The 14,535-nt window shown below is 69.4% G+C and carries 15 protein-coding genes, 4 tRNA genes and 1 other RNA gene; 15 read left to right on the forward strand and 5 right to left on the reverse strand.

The genetic code is table 11. The features are described from left to right. Window positions 1-167: 167 nt before the first annotated feature. The 3 genes from ssrS to ABB34_RS00615 form a co-directional block, all read right to left on the reverse strand. Window positions 168-352: non-coding RNA, 6S RNA (gene ssrS / locus ABB34_RS14700), on the reverse strand. Between the two features lie 99 nt (window positions 353-451). Then, a complete protein-coding gene (locus ABB34_RS00610) occupies window positions 452-751 on the reverse strand; it encodes a cell division protein ZapA (protein WP_057639301.1) in 300 nt (99 codons plus the stop codon). Further along, window positions 748-969, reverse strand: coding sequence for a TIGR02449 family protein (locus ABB34_RS00615; RefSeq protein ID WP_057639302.1), 222 nt, complete (start codon window positions 967-969; stop codon window positions 748-750). The genes ABB34_RS00610 and ABB34_RS00615 overlap by 4 nt, the downstream gene beginning before the upstream one ends. 125 nt (window positions 970-1,094) lie before the next feature. On the opposite strand from ABB34_RS00615, the gene ABB34_RS00620 reads away from it, so the two are divergent. Beyond that, window positions 1,095-1,640, forward strand: coding sequence for a YecA/YgfB family protein (locus ABB34_RS00620; protein ID WP_057639303.1), 546 nt, complete (start codon window positions 1,095-1,097; stop codon window positions 1,638-1,640). 8 nt (window positions 1,641-1,648) lie between these two features. After that, window positions 1,649-2,974: a Xaa-Pro aminopeptidase gene (pepP, locus tag ABB34_RS00625; RefSeq protein ID WP_057639304.1), complete on the forward strand. Its 1,326-nt coding sequence runs from the start codon at window positions 1,649-1,651 to the stop codon at window positions 2,972-2,974. Window positions 2,975-3,188: 214 nt separating this feature from the next. On the opposite strand, the gene prfA is transcribed toward pepP, so the two are convergent. Together prfA and hemA are read right to left on the reverse strand one after the other, a co-directional pair. After that, a complete protein-coding gene (gene prfA / locus ABB34_RS00630; protein WP_057639305.1) occupies window positions 3,189-4,274 on the reverse strand; it encodes a peptide chain release factor 1 in 1,086 nt (361 codons plus the stop codon). Continuing rightward, window positions 4,252-5,535 carry a glutamyl-tRNA reductase gene (hemA, locus tag ABB34_RS00635; protein ID WP_057639306.1) on the reverse strand — a complete coding sequence of 428 codons (1,284 nt, stop codon included), beginning with the start codon at window positions 5,533-5,535 and terminating at the stop codon, window positions 4,252-4,254. Before hemA ends, prfA begins: the two co-directional genes overlap by 23 nt. A 67-nt stretch (window positions 5,536-5,602) precedes the next feature. On the opposite strand from hemA, the gene ABB34_RS00640 reads away from it, so the two are divergent. From ABB34_RS00640 to ABB34_RS00700, 13 genes are all read left to right on the forward strand, one after another. Then, entirely contained in the window at window positions 5,603-7,297 is a 1,695-nt protein-coding gene (locus ABB34_RS00640; protein WP_057639307.1) for a tetratricopeptide repeat protein, read from the forward strand. Continuing rightward, window positions 7,294-7,938 (forward strand): lipoprotein insertase outer membrane protein LolB, encoded by a 645-nt coding sequence (gene lolB / locus ABB34_RS00645; protein WP_057639308.1) that lies wholly within the window; start codon window positions 7,294-7,296, stop codon window positions 7,936-7,938. Before ABB34_RS00640 ends, lolB begins: the two co-directional genes overlap by 4 nt. Further along, the gene (gene ispE / locus ABB34_RS00650) at window positions 7,935-8,813 is read left to right on the forward strand and encodes a 4-(cytidine 5'-diphospho)-2-C-methyl-D-erythritol kinase (RefSeq protein WP_057639309.1); all 879 of its coding nucleotides are present in this window, start codon (window positions 7,935-7,937) and stop codon (window positions 8,811-8,813) included. The genes lolB and ispE overlap by 4 nt, the downstream gene beginning before the upstream one ends. A gap of 3 nt (window positions 8,814-8,816) precedes the next feature. Continuing rightward, window positions 8,817-8,893 (forward strand) — tRNA-Gln (locus ABB34_RS00655). Between the two features lie 137 nt (window positions 8,894-9,030). Next, a complete protein-coding gene (locus ABB34_RS00660; protein ID WP_057639310.1) occupies window positions 9,031-9,990 on the forward strand; it encodes a ribose-phosphate diphosphokinase in 960 nt (319 codons plus the stop codon). A 108-nt stretch (window positions 9,991-10,098) separates the two neighbouring features. Beyond that, window positions 10,099-10,713, forward strand: a complete 615-nt coding sequence (locus tag ABB34_RS00665) for a 50S ribosomal protein L25/general stress protein Ctc (RefSeq protein ID WP_057639311.1) — start codon at window positions 10,099-10,101, stop codon at window positions 10,711-10,713. Window positions 10,714-10,765: 52 nt separating this feature from the next. After that, window positions 10,766-11,344 (forward strand): aminoacyl-tRNA hydrolase, encoded by a 579-nt coding sequence (pth, locus tag ABB34_RS00670; protein ID WP_057639312.1) that lies wholly within the window; start codon window positions 10,766-10,768, stop codon window positions 11,342-11,344. Window positions 11,345-11,450: 106 nt separating this feature from the next. Then, window positions 11,451-12,542: a redox-regulated ATPase YchF gene (ychF, locus tag ABB34_RS00675; protein ID WP_057639313.1), complete on the forward strand. Its 1,092-nt coding sequence runs from the start codon at window positions 11,451-11,453 to the stop codon at window positions 12,540-12,542. 184 nt (window positions 12,543-12,726) lie between these two features. Continuing rightward, window positions 12,727-13,749, forward strand: a complete 1,023-nt coding sequence (locus ABB34_RS00680) for an isoaspartyl peptidase/L-asparaginase family protein (RefSeq protein ID WP_057639314.1) — start codon at window positions 12,727-12,729, stop codon at window positions 13,747-13,749. A gap of 120 nt (window positions 13,750-13,869) precedes the next feature. Then, window positions 13,870-13,955: transfer RNA gene (locus tag ABB34_RS00685), tRNA-Tyr, on the forward strand. A 28-nt stretch (window positions 13,956-13,983) separates the two neighbouring features. Beyond that, window positions 13,984-14,057, forward strand: a tRNA-Gly gene (locus ABB34_RS00690). A gap of 37 nt (window positions 14,058-14,094) precedes the next feature. Further along, window positions 14,095-14,170, forward strand: a tRNA-Thr gene (locus ABB34_RS00695). Between the two features lie 42 nt (window positions 14,171-14,212). Continuing rightward, a partial coding sequence (locus ABB34_RS00700) for a GTP-binding protein (RefSeq protein WP_211258130.1) occupies window positions 14,213-14,535 on the forward strand: 323 nt, incomplete at its 3' end.

Here is a 14,535-nt window from a genome sequence, read left to right on the forward strand (position 1 = left end):
CCTGTGCCGCCCCCTTCGGGCGGCTTCGCCGTGCAATTCGGCAGTCCTGCCGAATTGTCTCCCAGCGGGAGAAGGAAAAGAGTCGAACCCCCGCACATGGATGTGCGGGCCGTTGCGAGGGACTCGCACAAAGAAACGGCGCCTTGCGGCGCCGTTCCGGAATGATTGCATTCTCCGCCATGACGATGCGTGCGAAACGACCTTGAACCCGGGGTTCAAGTGGGGACGTTGGGGAACCATCGGGCTTCCCGCTGCAAGGCGGACCTGCACACCCGGTACCGTCGCGCCCCCGTGGTCGTCATTAAGGGACAAGGCGAATGTTTGCACACGCCGTCGTTCACGGCAGAGAACGCGCCGCCAGTATAGCCATGTTGGGTGCGCTTGCCAGCCTGTTTTCCACGGTTCCGGATGAATGCGGCGAATGCCCGTTCATGCGCCGCCGCCGGCCGTGTCAGTGGCCGTCGTCGAGGGCGCCATCGAGGCGCCGGTTGAGGCCGTCCAGGGTGGACTGGAAGCGCTGCTGCTGCCGCGCCAGTTCGTCGCGCACCAGCTGCAGTTCGTGCGCCAGGTTCAGCGCCGCCAGCACCGCCACCCGGTCCACCGCGGCCATGCGGTTGCTGCCGCGGATCTCGCGCATCCGTGCGTCGAGCATGTGCGCGGCGGCGGTGAGGCTGTCGCGCTCGGCCGGCTCCACGCCGACGGTGTACTCGCGGTCGAGGATGTGGACGCTGACCGGTTCGTTCTGGCTCACGTGTGCTGCTCCAGCGACTTGAGGCGGGTGATCATCGCTTCCACCCGCGAGCGCGCCTGCTCGTTCTTGGCCAGCAGTTGCGCACGCTCGCCGACCAGTTGCTCCTGCTGCTGGCGCAGGCTGCGGTTCTCCTCGGCCAGCCGCCGGTTGCGTTCGAACAGGGCGTCGAGGCGGGTGGCCAGGGCCTGCAACTGGGTGGCGGGGTCGAAGGAATCCATTGCGGCACGATAGGCATGGGGATCGGGGGTGGTCAAGATGGGCGCACGCGCGTGGTTGCTACACTGTGCGGCCGTTGCCACGCGTTGTGCGGGCGCGGGTTTTCCCCGTTGCAAAGGCCAGTGACATGACCGAACTCCCCGCCGTCCACGACATCCTCCAGGCCAGCCGCTCGCTGGGCCTGGCCGCCACCGCGGCCGAACTGCACGGCGGGCTGTGCGGCTGGCTGGCGGCCGGTGGCGCCGACCTGCCGGAATGGCCGGCCAGGGTGCTGGCCGACGATGGCCTGCCGGTGCCCGAGCCGGGCAGCGTGCTGGACCGGCTGCGCCAGGCCGTGGTGGCGCAGCTGGAGGACCGCGACTTCGCCTTCGAGCTGCTGTTGGCCGAACCCGGTGCGCCGCTGCAGGCGCGCACCGATGCCCTGTTCGACTGGTGCCGCGCCTTCCTCGGCGGTTTCGGGCTGGCCGCGGACAAGCGGCCGGTGCTGAGCGAGGAGGGCGAGGAGGCGTTGCAGGACCTGGCGCGGCTGGCGCAGGCCTCCAGCGACCAGTTCGACAGCGCCGACGAGGACGAGGACGCGCTGGCCGAGATCGAGGAATTCGTGCGCGTGGCGGTACTGCTGCTGCACGGCGACTGCGTGATGGGCGCGCGCCACCGCCAACGCCTGAACTGAGGGTGGCGATGAAGCACCTGACCGGCATCGCCCCCGCCGAATACGCACAGCGCCGCCGCCAGTTGATGGAAGCGGCCGGCGAAGACGCCATCCTGGTGTTGCCGGCCGCACCCGAGCGGGTGCGCAGCCACGACACCTTCCATCCCTACCGGCAGGATTCGGACTTCTGGTACCTGTGCGGCTTCCCCGAGCCGGAGGCGGTGCTGGTGCTGGTCCCCGGCCGCCGCCACGGCGAGGCGATCCTGTTCTGCCGCGAGCGCGACGCCGAGCGCGAGGCGTGGGACGGCCCGCGCGAAGGGCAGGAGGGCGCGGTGTCGCGCTACGGCATGGACGACGCCTATCCGATCGAGGACCTCGACGACATCCTGCCGGGCCTGCTCGAAGGCCGCTCGCGGGTCTATTACCACTTCGGCCGTGACGCCGACTTTGACCTCAAGCTGATCGGCTGGGTCAACCGCGTGCGCTCGCAGGTGCGCCACGGCGCGCAGCCGCCGCACGAATTCCTCGAACTGGGCCACCTGCTGCACGAGCAGCGCCTGTTCAAGTCGCCGGCCGAGATCGCGCTGATGCAGCAGGCCGCCGACATCAGCGTGCGAGCCCACCGCGCGGCGATGCGTGCGGCGCGGCCGGGCGTCTTCGAATACGAACTCCAGGCCGAGCTGGAGCGCGAGTTCCGCCGCGGCGACGCGTGGCCGGCCTACAACAGCATCGTCGGCGCCGGCCGCAATGCCTGCGTGCTGCATTACCGGGCCAACAACGGCGGCAGCCGCGACGGCGAGCTGGTGCTGATCGACGCCGGTGCCGAGTTCCGCGGCTATGCCAGCGACATCACCCGCACCTTCCCGGTGGGCGGCCGCTTCGGCGCCGAGCAGCGCGCGCTGCACGACCTGGTGCTGGCCGCGCAGGTGGCGGCGCTGGAACAGGCGCGGCCCGGCGTCGCCTACGAGGAAGGGCATCTGGCTGCGGTCGAAGTGCTGACCGAAGGCCTGCTGCGGCTGGGGCTGCTGGAAGGCGACCTCGAGGAAAACATCATCGAAGGTCATTACAAACGTTTCTACCGGCACAAGACCGGGCATTGGCTGGGGCTGGACGTGCACGACGTCGGTGACTACAAGCTCGCCGGCGAATCGCGGTTGCTGGAGCCGGGCATGGTGTTCACCATCGAGCCGGGGCTGTACGTGTCGCCGGACGACGCCAGCGTGAAGCCACGCTGGCGCGGCATCGGCATCCGCATCGAGGACGACGTGCTGATCACCGGCGATGGCCATCGGGTGTTGACCGGCGAGCTGGAACGCAGCGCCGAGGAGATCGAGGCGTTCATGGCGGCGCGTTGATGCGTGTGGCATCGGCATGGCACGGCCGGACGCGAGCCGATGCGGCTGTGCCGCATCGGCGCCCTGCGCTCCTCGCGGAAGGAGGGCGCACAACTCGCTTTGCTTGGGCGCATGCGCCTTTTCGCACCTCGTGCCGCTGCGGTGCTCAACTCGCTCTACGGCGGGGAAGTCAAAAGCCGAAAAACAAGATCAGCAGCAACAGCAACAGCGTTGCTCAGGTGCCTTCCGCCAACCGCGCCAGCTCGTCCACCTGGTGTTCGTGCTGCAGACGCCCGACCAGCGCATCGAGGTCGCCCTCGATGATGTTGGGCAGGTCGTACAGGGTCAGGCCCTCGACGCGGTGGTCGGTGATGCGGCCCTGCGGGAAGTTGTAGGTGCGGATGCGCTGGCTGCGGTCGCCGCTGCCTACCTGCAGTTTGCGGGTCTGCGCCTCGGCCGCCGCCTGCCTGCTGCGTTCGGCGTCCAGCAACTGCGCCTTCAGCCGCTTCATCGCCTTGTCGCGGTTGGCGTGCTGGCTGCGCTCGGTCTGGCACTCGACCACCACGCCGCTCGGCACGTGGGTGATGCGGATCGCCGATTCGGTCTTGTTGACGTGCTGGCCGCCGGCGCCGGAGGAGCGGAAGGTGTCCACCTTCAGGTCGGCCGGGTTGATGGCGACGTCCTCGACGTCGTCGGCCTCGGGGATGATCGCCACGGTCGCCGCCGAGGTGTGGATGCGGCCCTGCGACTCGGTGGCCGGCACGCGCTGCACGCGGTGGGTGCCGGATTCGAACTTCAGCTTCGAGTAGGCGCCGCGGCCGACCACGCGCGCCACCACTTCCTTGTAGCCGCCGTGCTCGCCGGGGTTGTCGGACTCGACCTCGACCTTCCAGCCCTGGCGCTCGGCGTAGCGGGCGTACATGCGGAACAGGTCGCCGGCGAAGATCGCCGCTTCGTCGCCGCCGGTGCCGGCGCGCACTTCCAGGAACAGGTTGCCGTCGTCGCGCGGGTCGCGCGGCACCAGCAGCAGCGCCAGTTCTTCGTCCAGCGCCTGCAGGCGTACCTGCGCTGCGGTGATTTCCTCCTCGGCCAGCTCGCGCAGCTCCGGGTCGGCGCGCATCGCCTCGGCCGAGGCGAGGTCGGCGCGGGCGCGGGTTTCGGCGGCCAGCGCGGTGGCGACCGGTTCGAGCTGGGAAAACTCGCGGGAGAGGTTGCGGAAGCGCGCGTTGTCGGCAACCACGTCCGGGTCGGCGAGCAGGCGTTCCAGTTCTTCGCGGCGCTCGGCCAGGGCCAGCAGTTTACGGCGCAGGGTCGGCGTCATCGGTTCTCGCAACGGGGTGGCGGTACCCGGGGGCGGCCGGGAACAGGCGCTCGGCGGCGCGGGTCAGGTCGGCGTCGCCTTCCAGCGCGGCCTGCCGCAGCGCGGCGGTGGGCGGGTGCAGCAGGCGGTTGGTCAGGCCGTGGGCGAGTTGTTCCAGCACGTCCTCGGCGGTCTTGCCGTGGGCCAGTTGCTGGCGGGCCTTCTCCAGCAGCTCGGCGCGGGTGGACTCGCCGAACGCGCGCAGCTGCTTGAGCGGCGCCTGCAGGTGGGTGGCGCGCAGGTTCTCCATGTAGCGGGACACCTGCAGGTCGATGATGGTCTCGGCCTCGGCGGCGGCCTCGCGGCGGCTGCGGCGGTTTTCTTCCACTGCGCGCTCCATGTCGTCGACGGTGTAGAGGTAGGCATCGGCCAGTTCGCCGACGCCGGCCTCGATGTCGCGGGGTACCGCCAGGTCGAACAGCAGCATCGGTTTGTGCCGGCGCGAACGCAAGGCGTTGGCGACCTGCCGCTGCAGGATCACCGGCTCGCGCGCGGCGGTGGCCGAGAACACCACGTCGGCCTCGGCCAGGTGCCGCTCCAGCTCGGCCAGCGGCAGCGCCACGCCACCGTGGCGGCTGGCCAGGTCCTGCGCGTGGGCGAGGGTACGGTTGGCCACCAGCAGCCGCTTCACCCGCGCTTCGCCCAGGTGCCGGGCGGCCAGTTCGATGGTTTCGCCGGCGCCGACCAGCAGCACGGTGGAGTCGTCCAGCCGCGCGAACGAGTCCTGCGCCAGCCGCACCGCGGTGGACGCCACCGATACCGGGTTGGCGCCGACGCGGGTGTCGGTGCGGGCGCGCTTGGCCACCGAGAAGGTCTGCTGGAACAGCCGGTCCAGGTGGTGGCCGATGGCGCCGCTGTCGCGGGCCAGCGACCAAGCGTCCTTCACCTGGCCGAGGATCTGTGGTTCGCCCAGCACCATCGAGTCCAGCCCGGTGGCGACGCGGAACAGGTGGCGCACGGTGGCATCGTCGCGGTGCTGGTACAGGTAGCCCTGCAGGTCGCCGGCATGACCCTGCAGCCAGTGCTCCAGAGCGCTGCCGTCCTCGGCCACGGCGTACAGCTCGGTGCGGTTGCAGGTGGACAGCAGCACCGCTTCGGCAAGCTGCGGCGTCTCGCGCAGCGAAGCCATCGCGCGCGGCAATGCGTCGCCGCCGAAGGCCGCGCGTTCGCGCAGTTCCACCGGCGCGGTCTGATGGTTCAGTCCGAGCACCCACAGGGTCATCTGTTCAGTTGCTTGCGATAAGCTGCTGGCTGTTGAGGCCCGCCATTTTACGGCCCGGTTGCAGTAGATGCCCAATTTCAGCCGAACACGTTTCCGCACATGCAGCGTTCTGCTGCTTTCCCTGTTGCCGTGGCAGTTGCCGGCCGCCCCCGCGCCGCCGGCACCGGCGGCCGTGGCCGGGCAGGAAACCGCGCTGGAGCCGGTGCTGGCCGGCGAATTCGCGCTGCAGGCCGGCAAGCTGGCCGATGCCGCGCGCTGGTACCTGCAGGCGGCGCAGCAGACCACCGGCGACGTGGGCCTGGCCGAGCGCGCCACCCGCATCGCCATGCTGGCCGGTGACGACGCCCGCGCCCGGCAGGCGCTGGCGCTGTGGGCGCAGCGCGACCCCGGCTCGCTGGCGCTGCGCGGCACCCGCGCGTCGCTGGCGCTGCGCCAGGGCGATACCCGCCTGGCGCGCAAGGAGTTGCTGGCGGTGCTGCGCTCGCCCGAGCCGCGGGCGTGGCGCCACGCCTTGCTGGCGCTGGCCGCCGGCGGCCGTGACCCGGCCGCGCCGGCCAAGGTGCTGGGCGAACTGGTCGATGCCGGGGCGATTCCGGACGAATTGGAAGCCTGGCAGGAGTTCGGCCGGCTGGCCCTGCGCATGGAGCGGCCGCAACTGGCGCAGCGCATGATCGGCGAGGTGGTCAGGCGCTTCCCCGACGAGCCGCGCGTAGCCCTGCTGCATGCCTCCCAGCTCAACCAGGCCGGCAGGAAGGACGAGGCATTGGCGCTGCTGCGCGGCATCGAGCCGAAGGCGGCCGACGATGCCGAGCTGCGCAATGCGCTGGCCTATTCCTACGATGCCTTCGGCGAGCCGGGGGCGGCCGAGCGGGTGCTGTCGGCCGGCGAACAGGACGTGCAGACCTGGGGCATGCGCGCGGCGCTGCTGGCCAAGCAGAAGGACGACGCGGCGCTGCAGGCCCTGTACCGGGACATCGCGGCCCGGGCGGACAAGCCCGATCCCGACCAGCGCCTGCTGCTGGGGCGGATCGCCGAATACCTCAAGCACTACCGCGAGGCGGTGGACTGGTACCACGGCGTGCCGGGCGGCCCGCACCGCGGCGAGGCGCGGCTGCGCGCGGTCAATGCCCTGCACGAGCTGGGCGAAAAGGCGCAGGCCGACGACGAGGTCCACGCGATCCAGGCCGATGCCGCGGTGGACGACGACCTGCGCCGCGACGCCTACCTGCTGGAAGCCGAACTGCAGCAGCGCGACGGCCACAACGATGCCGAGGTGGCGGTGCTGACCCGTGGGCTGGCCGCTTGGCCGGACGACAGCGCGCTGCTGTATGCACGCGCGCTGGCCTGGGAACGCGGCGACGACATCCCGCGCGCCGAGGCCGACCTGCGCAAGATCCTGGTCGCCGAGCCGGAGAACGTGGCTGCGCTCAACGCGCTGGGCTACACCCTGGCCGACCGTACCGAGCGCCACCAGGAAGCGCTGGAGCTGATCGACCGCGCCCGCGTGGCCGAGCCGGACAATGCCGCCATCGTCGACAGCTATGGCTGGGTGCTGTACCGGCTGGGCCGCAACGAGGAGGCGCTGGTGCAGCTGCGCCGGGCGTGGAGCCTGAACCGGGACCCGGAAATCGCCGCGCATGTCGGCGAGGTGCTGTGGGTACTGGGACGGCGCGACGAGGCGCGGCACTTCTTCGAAGAGGCGCGAAAGCTGGACCCGGACAACCGCGCCCTGCTGCGCGCGATGGAGGCATTGGGCGCATGACGGCGACGGCATGGCGGGCGGCGGCGGTGCTGCTGGTGGCGGGTGCATTGGGCGGCTGTGGTTCATTGGCGACGCGGCAGGCGCCACCGGAGGACGTCGCGTTCACGCCCGAGCCGGCGGTCGAAACGGCGCGGCAAGCGATGCTGGCGCTGTCGCCGCAATGGTCTTTCCAGGGCCGGGTCGCGGTCAGCAAAGGACGCAACGGCGGCAGCGGCCGCATCGATTGGCAGCAGCAGGGCGACGCCTACCAGGTCAGCCTCGCCGCGCCGGTGACCCGGCAGAGCTGGCAGTTGAGCGGTGGCGCCGGGCAGGCGGTACGGCTGGACGGACTGCAAGGCGGCCCGCGCAGCGGCGGCGATGCCGGCCAGCTGTTGCTGCAGGCCACGGGCTGGGAGATTCCGGTGGAACAACTGGCCGCCTGGGTGCGTGGCATGCCCGCAACGGGCGCGCAGGCGGCCAGGCGGGGTTTCGATGCCGAAGGTCGCCCGCGCGTGCTGCAGCAGGACGATTGGCGCATCGACTATCTGGACTGGTACCCACCGGAAGGCGAGCGCCCGCCGCTGCCGCGCCGCATCGACGCGGTCAACGGCGACGCCAAGGTGCGGCTGATCGTCGACGAATGGACGTTGGGCCAGCCATGAATGCTGTCGCGCAAGCGGCGGGCTGGTCGTATTGGCCGGCCCCGGCCAAGCTGAACCTGTTCCTGCACGTCACCGGCCGCCGTGCGGACGGCTACCACGAGCTGCAGACCGTGTTCCGCCTGCTGGACTGGGGCGACCGCATCGCGCTGCACATGCGCGACGATGGGCAGATACGGCGTGTCGGGGCTTCCGTGCCGGGCGTCGCCGAGGCTGATGACCTGGTCGTGCGTGCGGCCATTGTTCTGCAAAAAGCCGCTAAATCATCGAAAGGTGCCGATATCGGTGTCGAAAAGCGGATTCCCGCCGGCGGTGGCTTCGGTGGTGGTTCCTCCGACGCGGCCACCGTGCTGGTGGCGCTCAATGCACTGTGGGGCACCGGGCTGGACGAGGACGCACTGGCGGCCCTCGGCCTGCAACTGGGGGCCGACGTGCCGGTGTTCGTGCGCGGACACAATGCGTGGGCCGAGGGTGTGGGCGAAAAGCTGGCGCCGTTGGTGCTGCCGCCGGCCTGGTACCTGCTGGCCGATCCGGGCGTCCACGTGCCCACCGCCGAACTGTTCCGCTGCCCGGATTTGACGCGGGATGCTGCGCCCGCGAAAATAGCGGACTTCGCTTCCGGGACCGTCCTCGGGAACGCATTCGAACCGGTGCTGCGGCGCCGGGAGCCCGCCGTCGAAGCGGCGTTCCAGGCGCTTTCGCGCGTCGGTCGGGTGCGGCTTACCGGGTCGGGAGGCGGTTGCTTCGTCGAATTCGCCACGCGCGCCGCCGCAGAGCAGGCGCTGGCGGAATTGCCGGGGGAACTGCGGGCGTGGGTGGTCGCGGGCGTGCAGCGCTCGCCATTGCTCGATGCACTGGAGGCAACGGAAATCGTTTGATGCAGGGGCGTCGCCAAGAGGCCCAAGGCACCAGGTTTTGATCCTGGCATTCGTAGGTTCGAATCCTACCGCCCCTGCCACTTCGAACATGCAGCCCCCTGCTGCGCAGGCCGCACACCCGCGTGCGGCGCCAAGGGAAAAGCCCGGCTCCGGATGGTCGGGGCCAGCGTTGTCCCACCCGCTCCACGCTCTTTCGCCGCCGCCCGAGAAAGCCCACATGCAAGACTCCCCGAACCTGCTGGTCTTTTCCGGCAATGCCAACAAGCCGCTTGCGCAGAGCATCTGCAAGGAACTGGGCGTGCAGCCGGGCAAGGCGCTGGTCTCCAGCTTCTCCGACGGCGAGGTGCAGGTCGAGATCCAGGAGAACGTGCGCAAGCAGGACGTGTTCGTGGTGCAGCCGACCTGCGCGCCGAGCGCCGAGAACCTGATGGAGCTGCTGGTCATCATCGACGCGCTCAAGCGCGCCTCGGCGTCCAGCGTCACCGCGGTGGTGCCGTACTTCGGCTACGCCCGCCAGGACCGCCGCATGCGCTCCTCGCGCGTGCCGATCACCGCCAAGGTCGCGGCCAAGATGTTCTCGTCGGTGAACACCGACCAGATCCTCACCGTCGACCTGCATGCCGACCAGATCCAGGGCTTCTTCGACATGCCGGTGGACAACGTCTACGCCTCGCCGCTGCTGCTGGCCGACATCTGGCGGGCCTACGGCACCGACAACCTGATCGTGGTCAGCCCGGACGTGGGCGGCGTGGTGCGCGCGCGCGCCGTCGCCAAGCGCCTGGACGACGCCGACCTGGCGATCATCGACAAGCGCCGCCCGCGCGCCAACGTCGCCACGGTGATGAACATCATCGGCGACGTCGAGGGCAAGACCTGCGTGATGGTCGACGACATCGTCGACACCGCCGGCACCCTGTGCGCCGCCGCCGCCGCGCTGAAGGCGCGTGGCGCGGTCAAGGTCGCCGCGTACTGCACCCACGCCGTGCTGTCCGGCCCGGCGGTGGACAACCTCAACAACTCCCAGCTCGACGAGCTGGTGGTGACCGACACGATCCCGTTGTCCGACGTGGCCCGTGTCTGCACCAAGATCCGCCAGATCAGCGTGGCCGAGATGCTGGCCGAGACGATGCGCCGCATCGCCTTCGGCGAGTCGGTCAGCTCGATGTACGTGGATTGACCCGATCCGGCCGCCGGCAACCGCCGGTGGCCGACACCGGTCCTTCTGGTCGCGGAAGGGCCTTCATCACGCACCGCTGGCGGTGCACCAACTCAAGAGTAGTCAACAATGGCAAAGTCCCACGAAATCAAGGTCGCCCGTCGCGACGTGCAGGGCAAGGGTGCGAGCCGCCGCCTGCGTCACGCCGGCGTGGTCCCGGGCATCGTCTACGGCGGTGACCGTGAGCCGGCGATGGTCGAGTTCAACCACAACGAAATCTGGCTGGCCCAGCACAACGACTGGTTCTACTCCTCGATCATCGGCCTGAACCTGGATGGCCAAGTGCAGAAGGTGCTGCTGCGCGACATCCAGCGCCACCCGTACAAGCAGCTGATCATGCACCTGGACTTCCAGCGCGTGAACGAGAATGAGGTGCTGCACGCCACCGTGCCGCTGCACTTCATCAACGAGGAAGTCTCGCCGGCCGGCAAGGCCGCCGACGTCGCCGTCACCCACGAGCTGAAGGAAGTCAACATCGCCTGCCTGCCGGGCAACCTGCCGCAGTCGATCGAAGTCGACCTGGCCGAGCTGAAGGCCGGCGACATCATCTACCTGTCGCAGATCAAGCTGCCGGCCGGCGTGGAAATCCCGGCGCTGAAGCTGGGCAAGGACCACGACGACGCCGTGGTCATCGCCAAGGCGCCGACCGCCGCCGCCGAAGAAGACGAGGCCGCTGCCGAGTGATCGGCCGGTTGCGTCCGCCCCTCCCGGGGCGGGCGCAGCCAACGGTGAATGCATGGCTGGCTTGCGACTTATCGTCGGTCTGGGCAACCCCGGTACCGAACACGCCCGGACCCGGCACAATGCCGGGTTTCATTTCGTTGAGGCCCTGGCCGAGCGCGCGGGTGCGCGCTGGACGCTGGAAAGCAAGCTGTTCGGCGAGGTGGCCAAGGTCGACGTCGGCGACCAGCCGGTGTGGCTGCTGAAGCCGGCCACCTTCATGAACCTGTCCGGCAAGTCGGTCACCGCCGCGCAGCGGTTCTGGAAGATCGAGCCGGAACAGACCCTGTTGGCGCACGACGAACTGGACCTGCCGCCGGGCACGGCGCGGCTCAAGTTCGATGGCGGCCACGGCGGCCAGAACGGCCTGCGCGACACCATCCGCCTGCTCGGTCACGGCAGGTTCCACCGCCTGCGCATCGGCATCGGCCACCCCGGGCACAAGGACCGCGTGGTGCCGTGGGTGCTGGGGCGCGCGTCGAAGGACGACGAGGTGCTGGTTGCCCGCGCCATCGACGCGGCCATCGACGTGCTGCCACTGGCGGTGGCCGGCGATTTCAACGAGGCCATGAAGCGCCTGCATACGCCAAGGTAGCGCCGGCCGCCGGCCGGCAACCGCGATCCACCCGAACCCGAGATGGATTGGCCAAACGACGCGCGCGCCGTTTCGCCAATCACTTTCACCCAGGAGGTTGTCAAACATGGGCATCAAATGCGGCATCGTCGGCCTGCCCAACGTCGGCAAGTCGACCCTGTTCAATGCGCTGACCAAGGCGGGCATCGCCGCGGCCAACTTCCCGTTCTGCACCATCGAACCGAATACCGGCATCGTGCCGGTGCCCGACCCGCGGCTGGATGCGCTGGCCGCGATCGTCAAGCCGGAGCGGGTGATCCCGACCACGATGGAGTTCGTCGACATCGCCGGCCTGGTCGCCGGCGCGTCCAAGGGCGAGGGCCTGGGCAACAAGTTCCTCGCCCACATCCGCGAGACCGACGCCATCGCCCACGTCGTGCGCTGCTTCGAGGACGGCAACGTCATCCACGTTTCCAACAAGGTGGATCCGATCGCCGACATCGAGACCATCGACACCGAGCTGGCGCTGGCCGATCTCGAATCGGTGCTGAAGGCGCTGGACCGCGCCAACCGCGCGGCCAAGGCCAACGACAAGGACGCGCTGGCGCGCAAGCCGGTGCTGGAGAAGCTGGCGGCCACGCTCGACCAGGGCCGCTCGGCGCGTTCGGCCGGCCTCGACGCGGACGAGAAGGCGCTGGTCCGCGACATGTTCCTGATCACGCTCAAGCCGCTGATGTACATCGCCAACGTCGCCGAGGACGGCTTCGCGGACAACCCGCACCTGGATGCGGTGCGCGCCCGCGCCGAGGCCGAGGGCGCCGAGGTGGTGCCGGTGTGCGCGGCGATCGAGGAAGAGCTGTCGCAGCTGGAGGACGCCGACCGCGACGAGTTCCTCAAGGACCTCGGGCTGGAGGAGCCGGGCCTGAACCGGGTGATCCGCGCCGGCTACAAGCTGCTGGGCCTGCAGACCTACTTCACCGCCGGCGTGAAGGAAGTCCGCGCGTGGCAGCTGCGCGCCGGCTCCACCGCGCCGCAGGCGGCGGGCGTGATCCACACCGACTTCGAGCGCGGATTCATCCGCGCCGAGACCATCGGCTACGACGACTTCATCAACCTCAAGGGCGAGCAGGGCGCCAAGGAAGCCGGCCGCCTGCGCCTGGAGGGCAAGGATTACATCGTCAAGGAAGGCGACGTGCTGCATTTCCGCTTCAACGTCTGATCGGCCTGCCCGACGACGATGCGAAAACCCGCCGAGAGGCGGGTTTTTCGCTTCCGCGCAACGGAGGCGGGCATGGGGCAGTCGCGACGGCGATGCCGCCGGGACGGAAGCCGTGCCCCGTCCGGCACTTGTTTGTCGTTGCGGCGGCATGCCTAGAATCGAGGCCCGTTCCAGGAGCGCGCACATGAAGCTGACTTCCGCGGTATTGCTGGGTCTGGCGTCGTTGTCATCGGCGGCCGCCGTGGCCGCGCCGGCCACCTCGCCCCTGTTGGTGATTCATGGCGGCGCGGGCGTGGAACGCGGCAGCCTCGGCCCGGAAGAGATGCAGGCCGCGCGCACCGCGCTGGAGGCCGCGCTGCGCAAGGGCCACGAGGCGCTCGCCGCCGGCCGGCCGGCGATGGATGCGGTGACCGCGGCGATCACCGTGCTGGAGGACGACCCGGCCTTCAACGCCGGGCGCGGCGCGGTGTTCACCCACGACGGCAGGAACGAGCTGGATGCCGCGCTGATGGACGGCACCACCCAGCGCGCCGGCGCGGTGGCCGGCGTGCACACGATCAGGAACCCGATCCTGCTGGCGCGCGCGGTGATGGAGCATTCCCCGCACGTGATGATGGTCGGGCAGGGCGCGGAGATGTTCGCCGCCGAGCAGCAGATCGAGCAGGTCGATCCATCGTATTTCCGCACCGAGAAGCGCTGGCGGCAGTTGCAGCGTGCCCTGAGGGAGGAGGCGGCCGGGCAGGCGCATGCCGATCTGGAAACCGCCAGACACTTCGGCACCGTCGGCGCGGTGGCGCTGGATGCGCAGGGCGGGCTGGCCGCCGGCACCTCCACCGGCGGCATGACCAACAAGCGCTATGGCCGGGTCGGCGATTCGCCGGTCATCGGCGCCGGCACCTGGGCCGACGCGCGCTGCGCGGTGTCCGGCACCGGCTGGGGCGAGTTCTACCTGCGCCTGGCGGCCGCGCACGAGATCTGCGCGCGCATGCACTACCTGGGCGAAAGCCCGGCCGCGGCGGGCGAGGAGGTGATCGTCAGGCAGGTGCCCGGGTTGGGCGGCGACGGCGGCGCCATCGTGCTGTCGGCCGACGGCCGCGCCGCCATGCCGTTCAACACCGAAGGCATGTACCGCGGCTGGATCGGCGTCGACGGCGTTCCGCACGTGGCGATCTTCACCGGCGAGGCACTGCAGATGCCGAATGAATGAGCGGCGGGAAATTTCGCCGGAAGTGAAAATTCCTGTTGACACTATCCGGACGATCACCATAATAGCGGGCTCTTCCACCCCTGACCGGTAAGGCCAAGGTCACCCAAGAGGGGCGGAAACGGAGGGATACCCAAGCGGCCAACGGGGGCAGACTGTAAATCTGCTGGCTTACGCCTTCGGTGGTTCGAATCCACCTCCCTCCACCAGTTTCACGTTGTGGCAGTCGTTCCCGGTGCGGGAGTAGTTCAATGGTAGAACCTCAGCCTTCCAAGCTGATGGTGCGGGTTCGATTCCCGTCTCCCGCTCCATTGAACGCAGCGCGATTCATGCCATAATGCACAACTCGCTCACGTAGCTCAGTCGGTAGAGCACCTCCTTGGTAAGGAGGAGGTCGAAGGTTCGATTCCTTTCGTGAGCACCATCCTTCGCATCACACTCAAGACGAATTTCGAGATAAGCAGCCATGGCCAAGGGTAAGTTCGAGCGCACCAAGCCGCACGTCAACGTCGGCACCATCGGTCACGTCGACCACGGCAAGACCACGCTGACCGCCGCGCTGACCAAGATCGGCGCCGAGCGCTTCGGTGGCGAGTTCAAGGACTACTCCTCGATCGACGCCGCGCCGGAAGAAAAGGCACGTGGCATCACGATCTCGACCGCGCACGTCGAGTACGAATCCGAAAGCCGCCATTACGCGCACGTCGACTGCCCGGGGCACGCCGACTACGTGAAGAACATGATCACCGGCGCCGCGCAGATGGACGGCGCGATCCTGGTGTGCTCGGC

Origin of the sequence: Stenotrophomonas daejeonensis (assembly GCF_001431505.1) — a bacterium.
GTDB lineage: Bacteria > Pseudomonadota > Gammaproteobacteria > Xanthomonadales > Xanthomonadaceae > Stenotrophomonas > Stenotrophomonas daejeonensis.

What these genes read in the sequence shown, in the direction of transcription:
- pepP (WP_057639304.1), top strand. Translation starts at nt 1,649, where the DNA reads ATGAAGCACCTGACCGGCATCGCCCCCGCCGAATACGCACAGCGCCGC.
- ABB34_RS00620 (WP_057639303.1), top strand. Translation starts at nt 1,095, where the DNA reads ATGACCGAACTCCCCGCCGTCCACGACATCCTCCAGGCCAGCCGCTCG.
- ispE (WP_057639309.1), top strand. Translation starts at nt 7,935, where the DNA reads ATGAATGCTGTCGCGCAAGCGGCGGGCTGGTCGTATTGGCCGGCCCCG.
- ychF (WP_057639313.1), top strand. Translation starts at nt 11,451, where the DNA reads ATGGGCATCAAATGCGGCATCGTCGGCCTGCCCAACGTCGGCAAGTCG.
- ABB34_RS00615 (WP_057639302.1), bottom strand. Translation starts at nt 969, where the DNA reads ATGGATTCCTTCGACCCCGCCACCCAGTTGCAGGCCCTGGCCACCCGC.
- ABB34_RS00665 (WP_057639311.1), top strand. Translation starts at nt 10,099, where the DNA reads ATGGCAAAGTCCCACGAAATCAAGGTCGCCCGTCGCGACGTGCAGGGC.
- lolB (WP_057639308.1), top strand. Translation starts at nt 7,294, where the DNA reads ATGACGGCGACGGCATGGCGGGCGGCGGCGGTGCTGCTGGTGGCGGGT.
- ABB34_RS00640 (WP_057639307.1), top strand. Translation starts at nt 5,603, where the DNA reads ATGCCCAATTTCAGCCGAACACGTTTCCGCACATGCAGCGTTCTGCTG.
- pth (WP_057639312.1), top strand. Translation starts at nt 10,766, where the DNA reads ATGGCTGGCTTGCGACTTATCGTCGGTCTGGGCAACCCCGGTACCGAA.
- ABB34_RS00680 (WP_057639314.1), top strand. Translation starts at nt 12,727, where the DNA reads ATGAAGCTGACTTCCGCGGTATTGCTGGGTCTGGCGTCGTTGTCATCG.
- ABB34_RS00660 (WP_057639310.1), top strand. Translation starts at nt 9,031, where the DNA reads ATGCAAGACTCCCCGAACCTGCTGGTCTTTTCCGGCAATGCCAACAAG.
- hemA (WP_057639306.1), bottom strand. Translation starts at nt 5,535, where the DNA reads ATGACCCTGTGGGTGCTCGGACTGAACCATCAGACCGCGCCGGTGGAA.
- prfA (WP_057639305.1), bottom strand. Translation starts at nt 4,274, where the DNA reads ATGACGCCGACCCTGCGCCGTAAACTGCTGGCCCTGGCCGAGCGCCGC.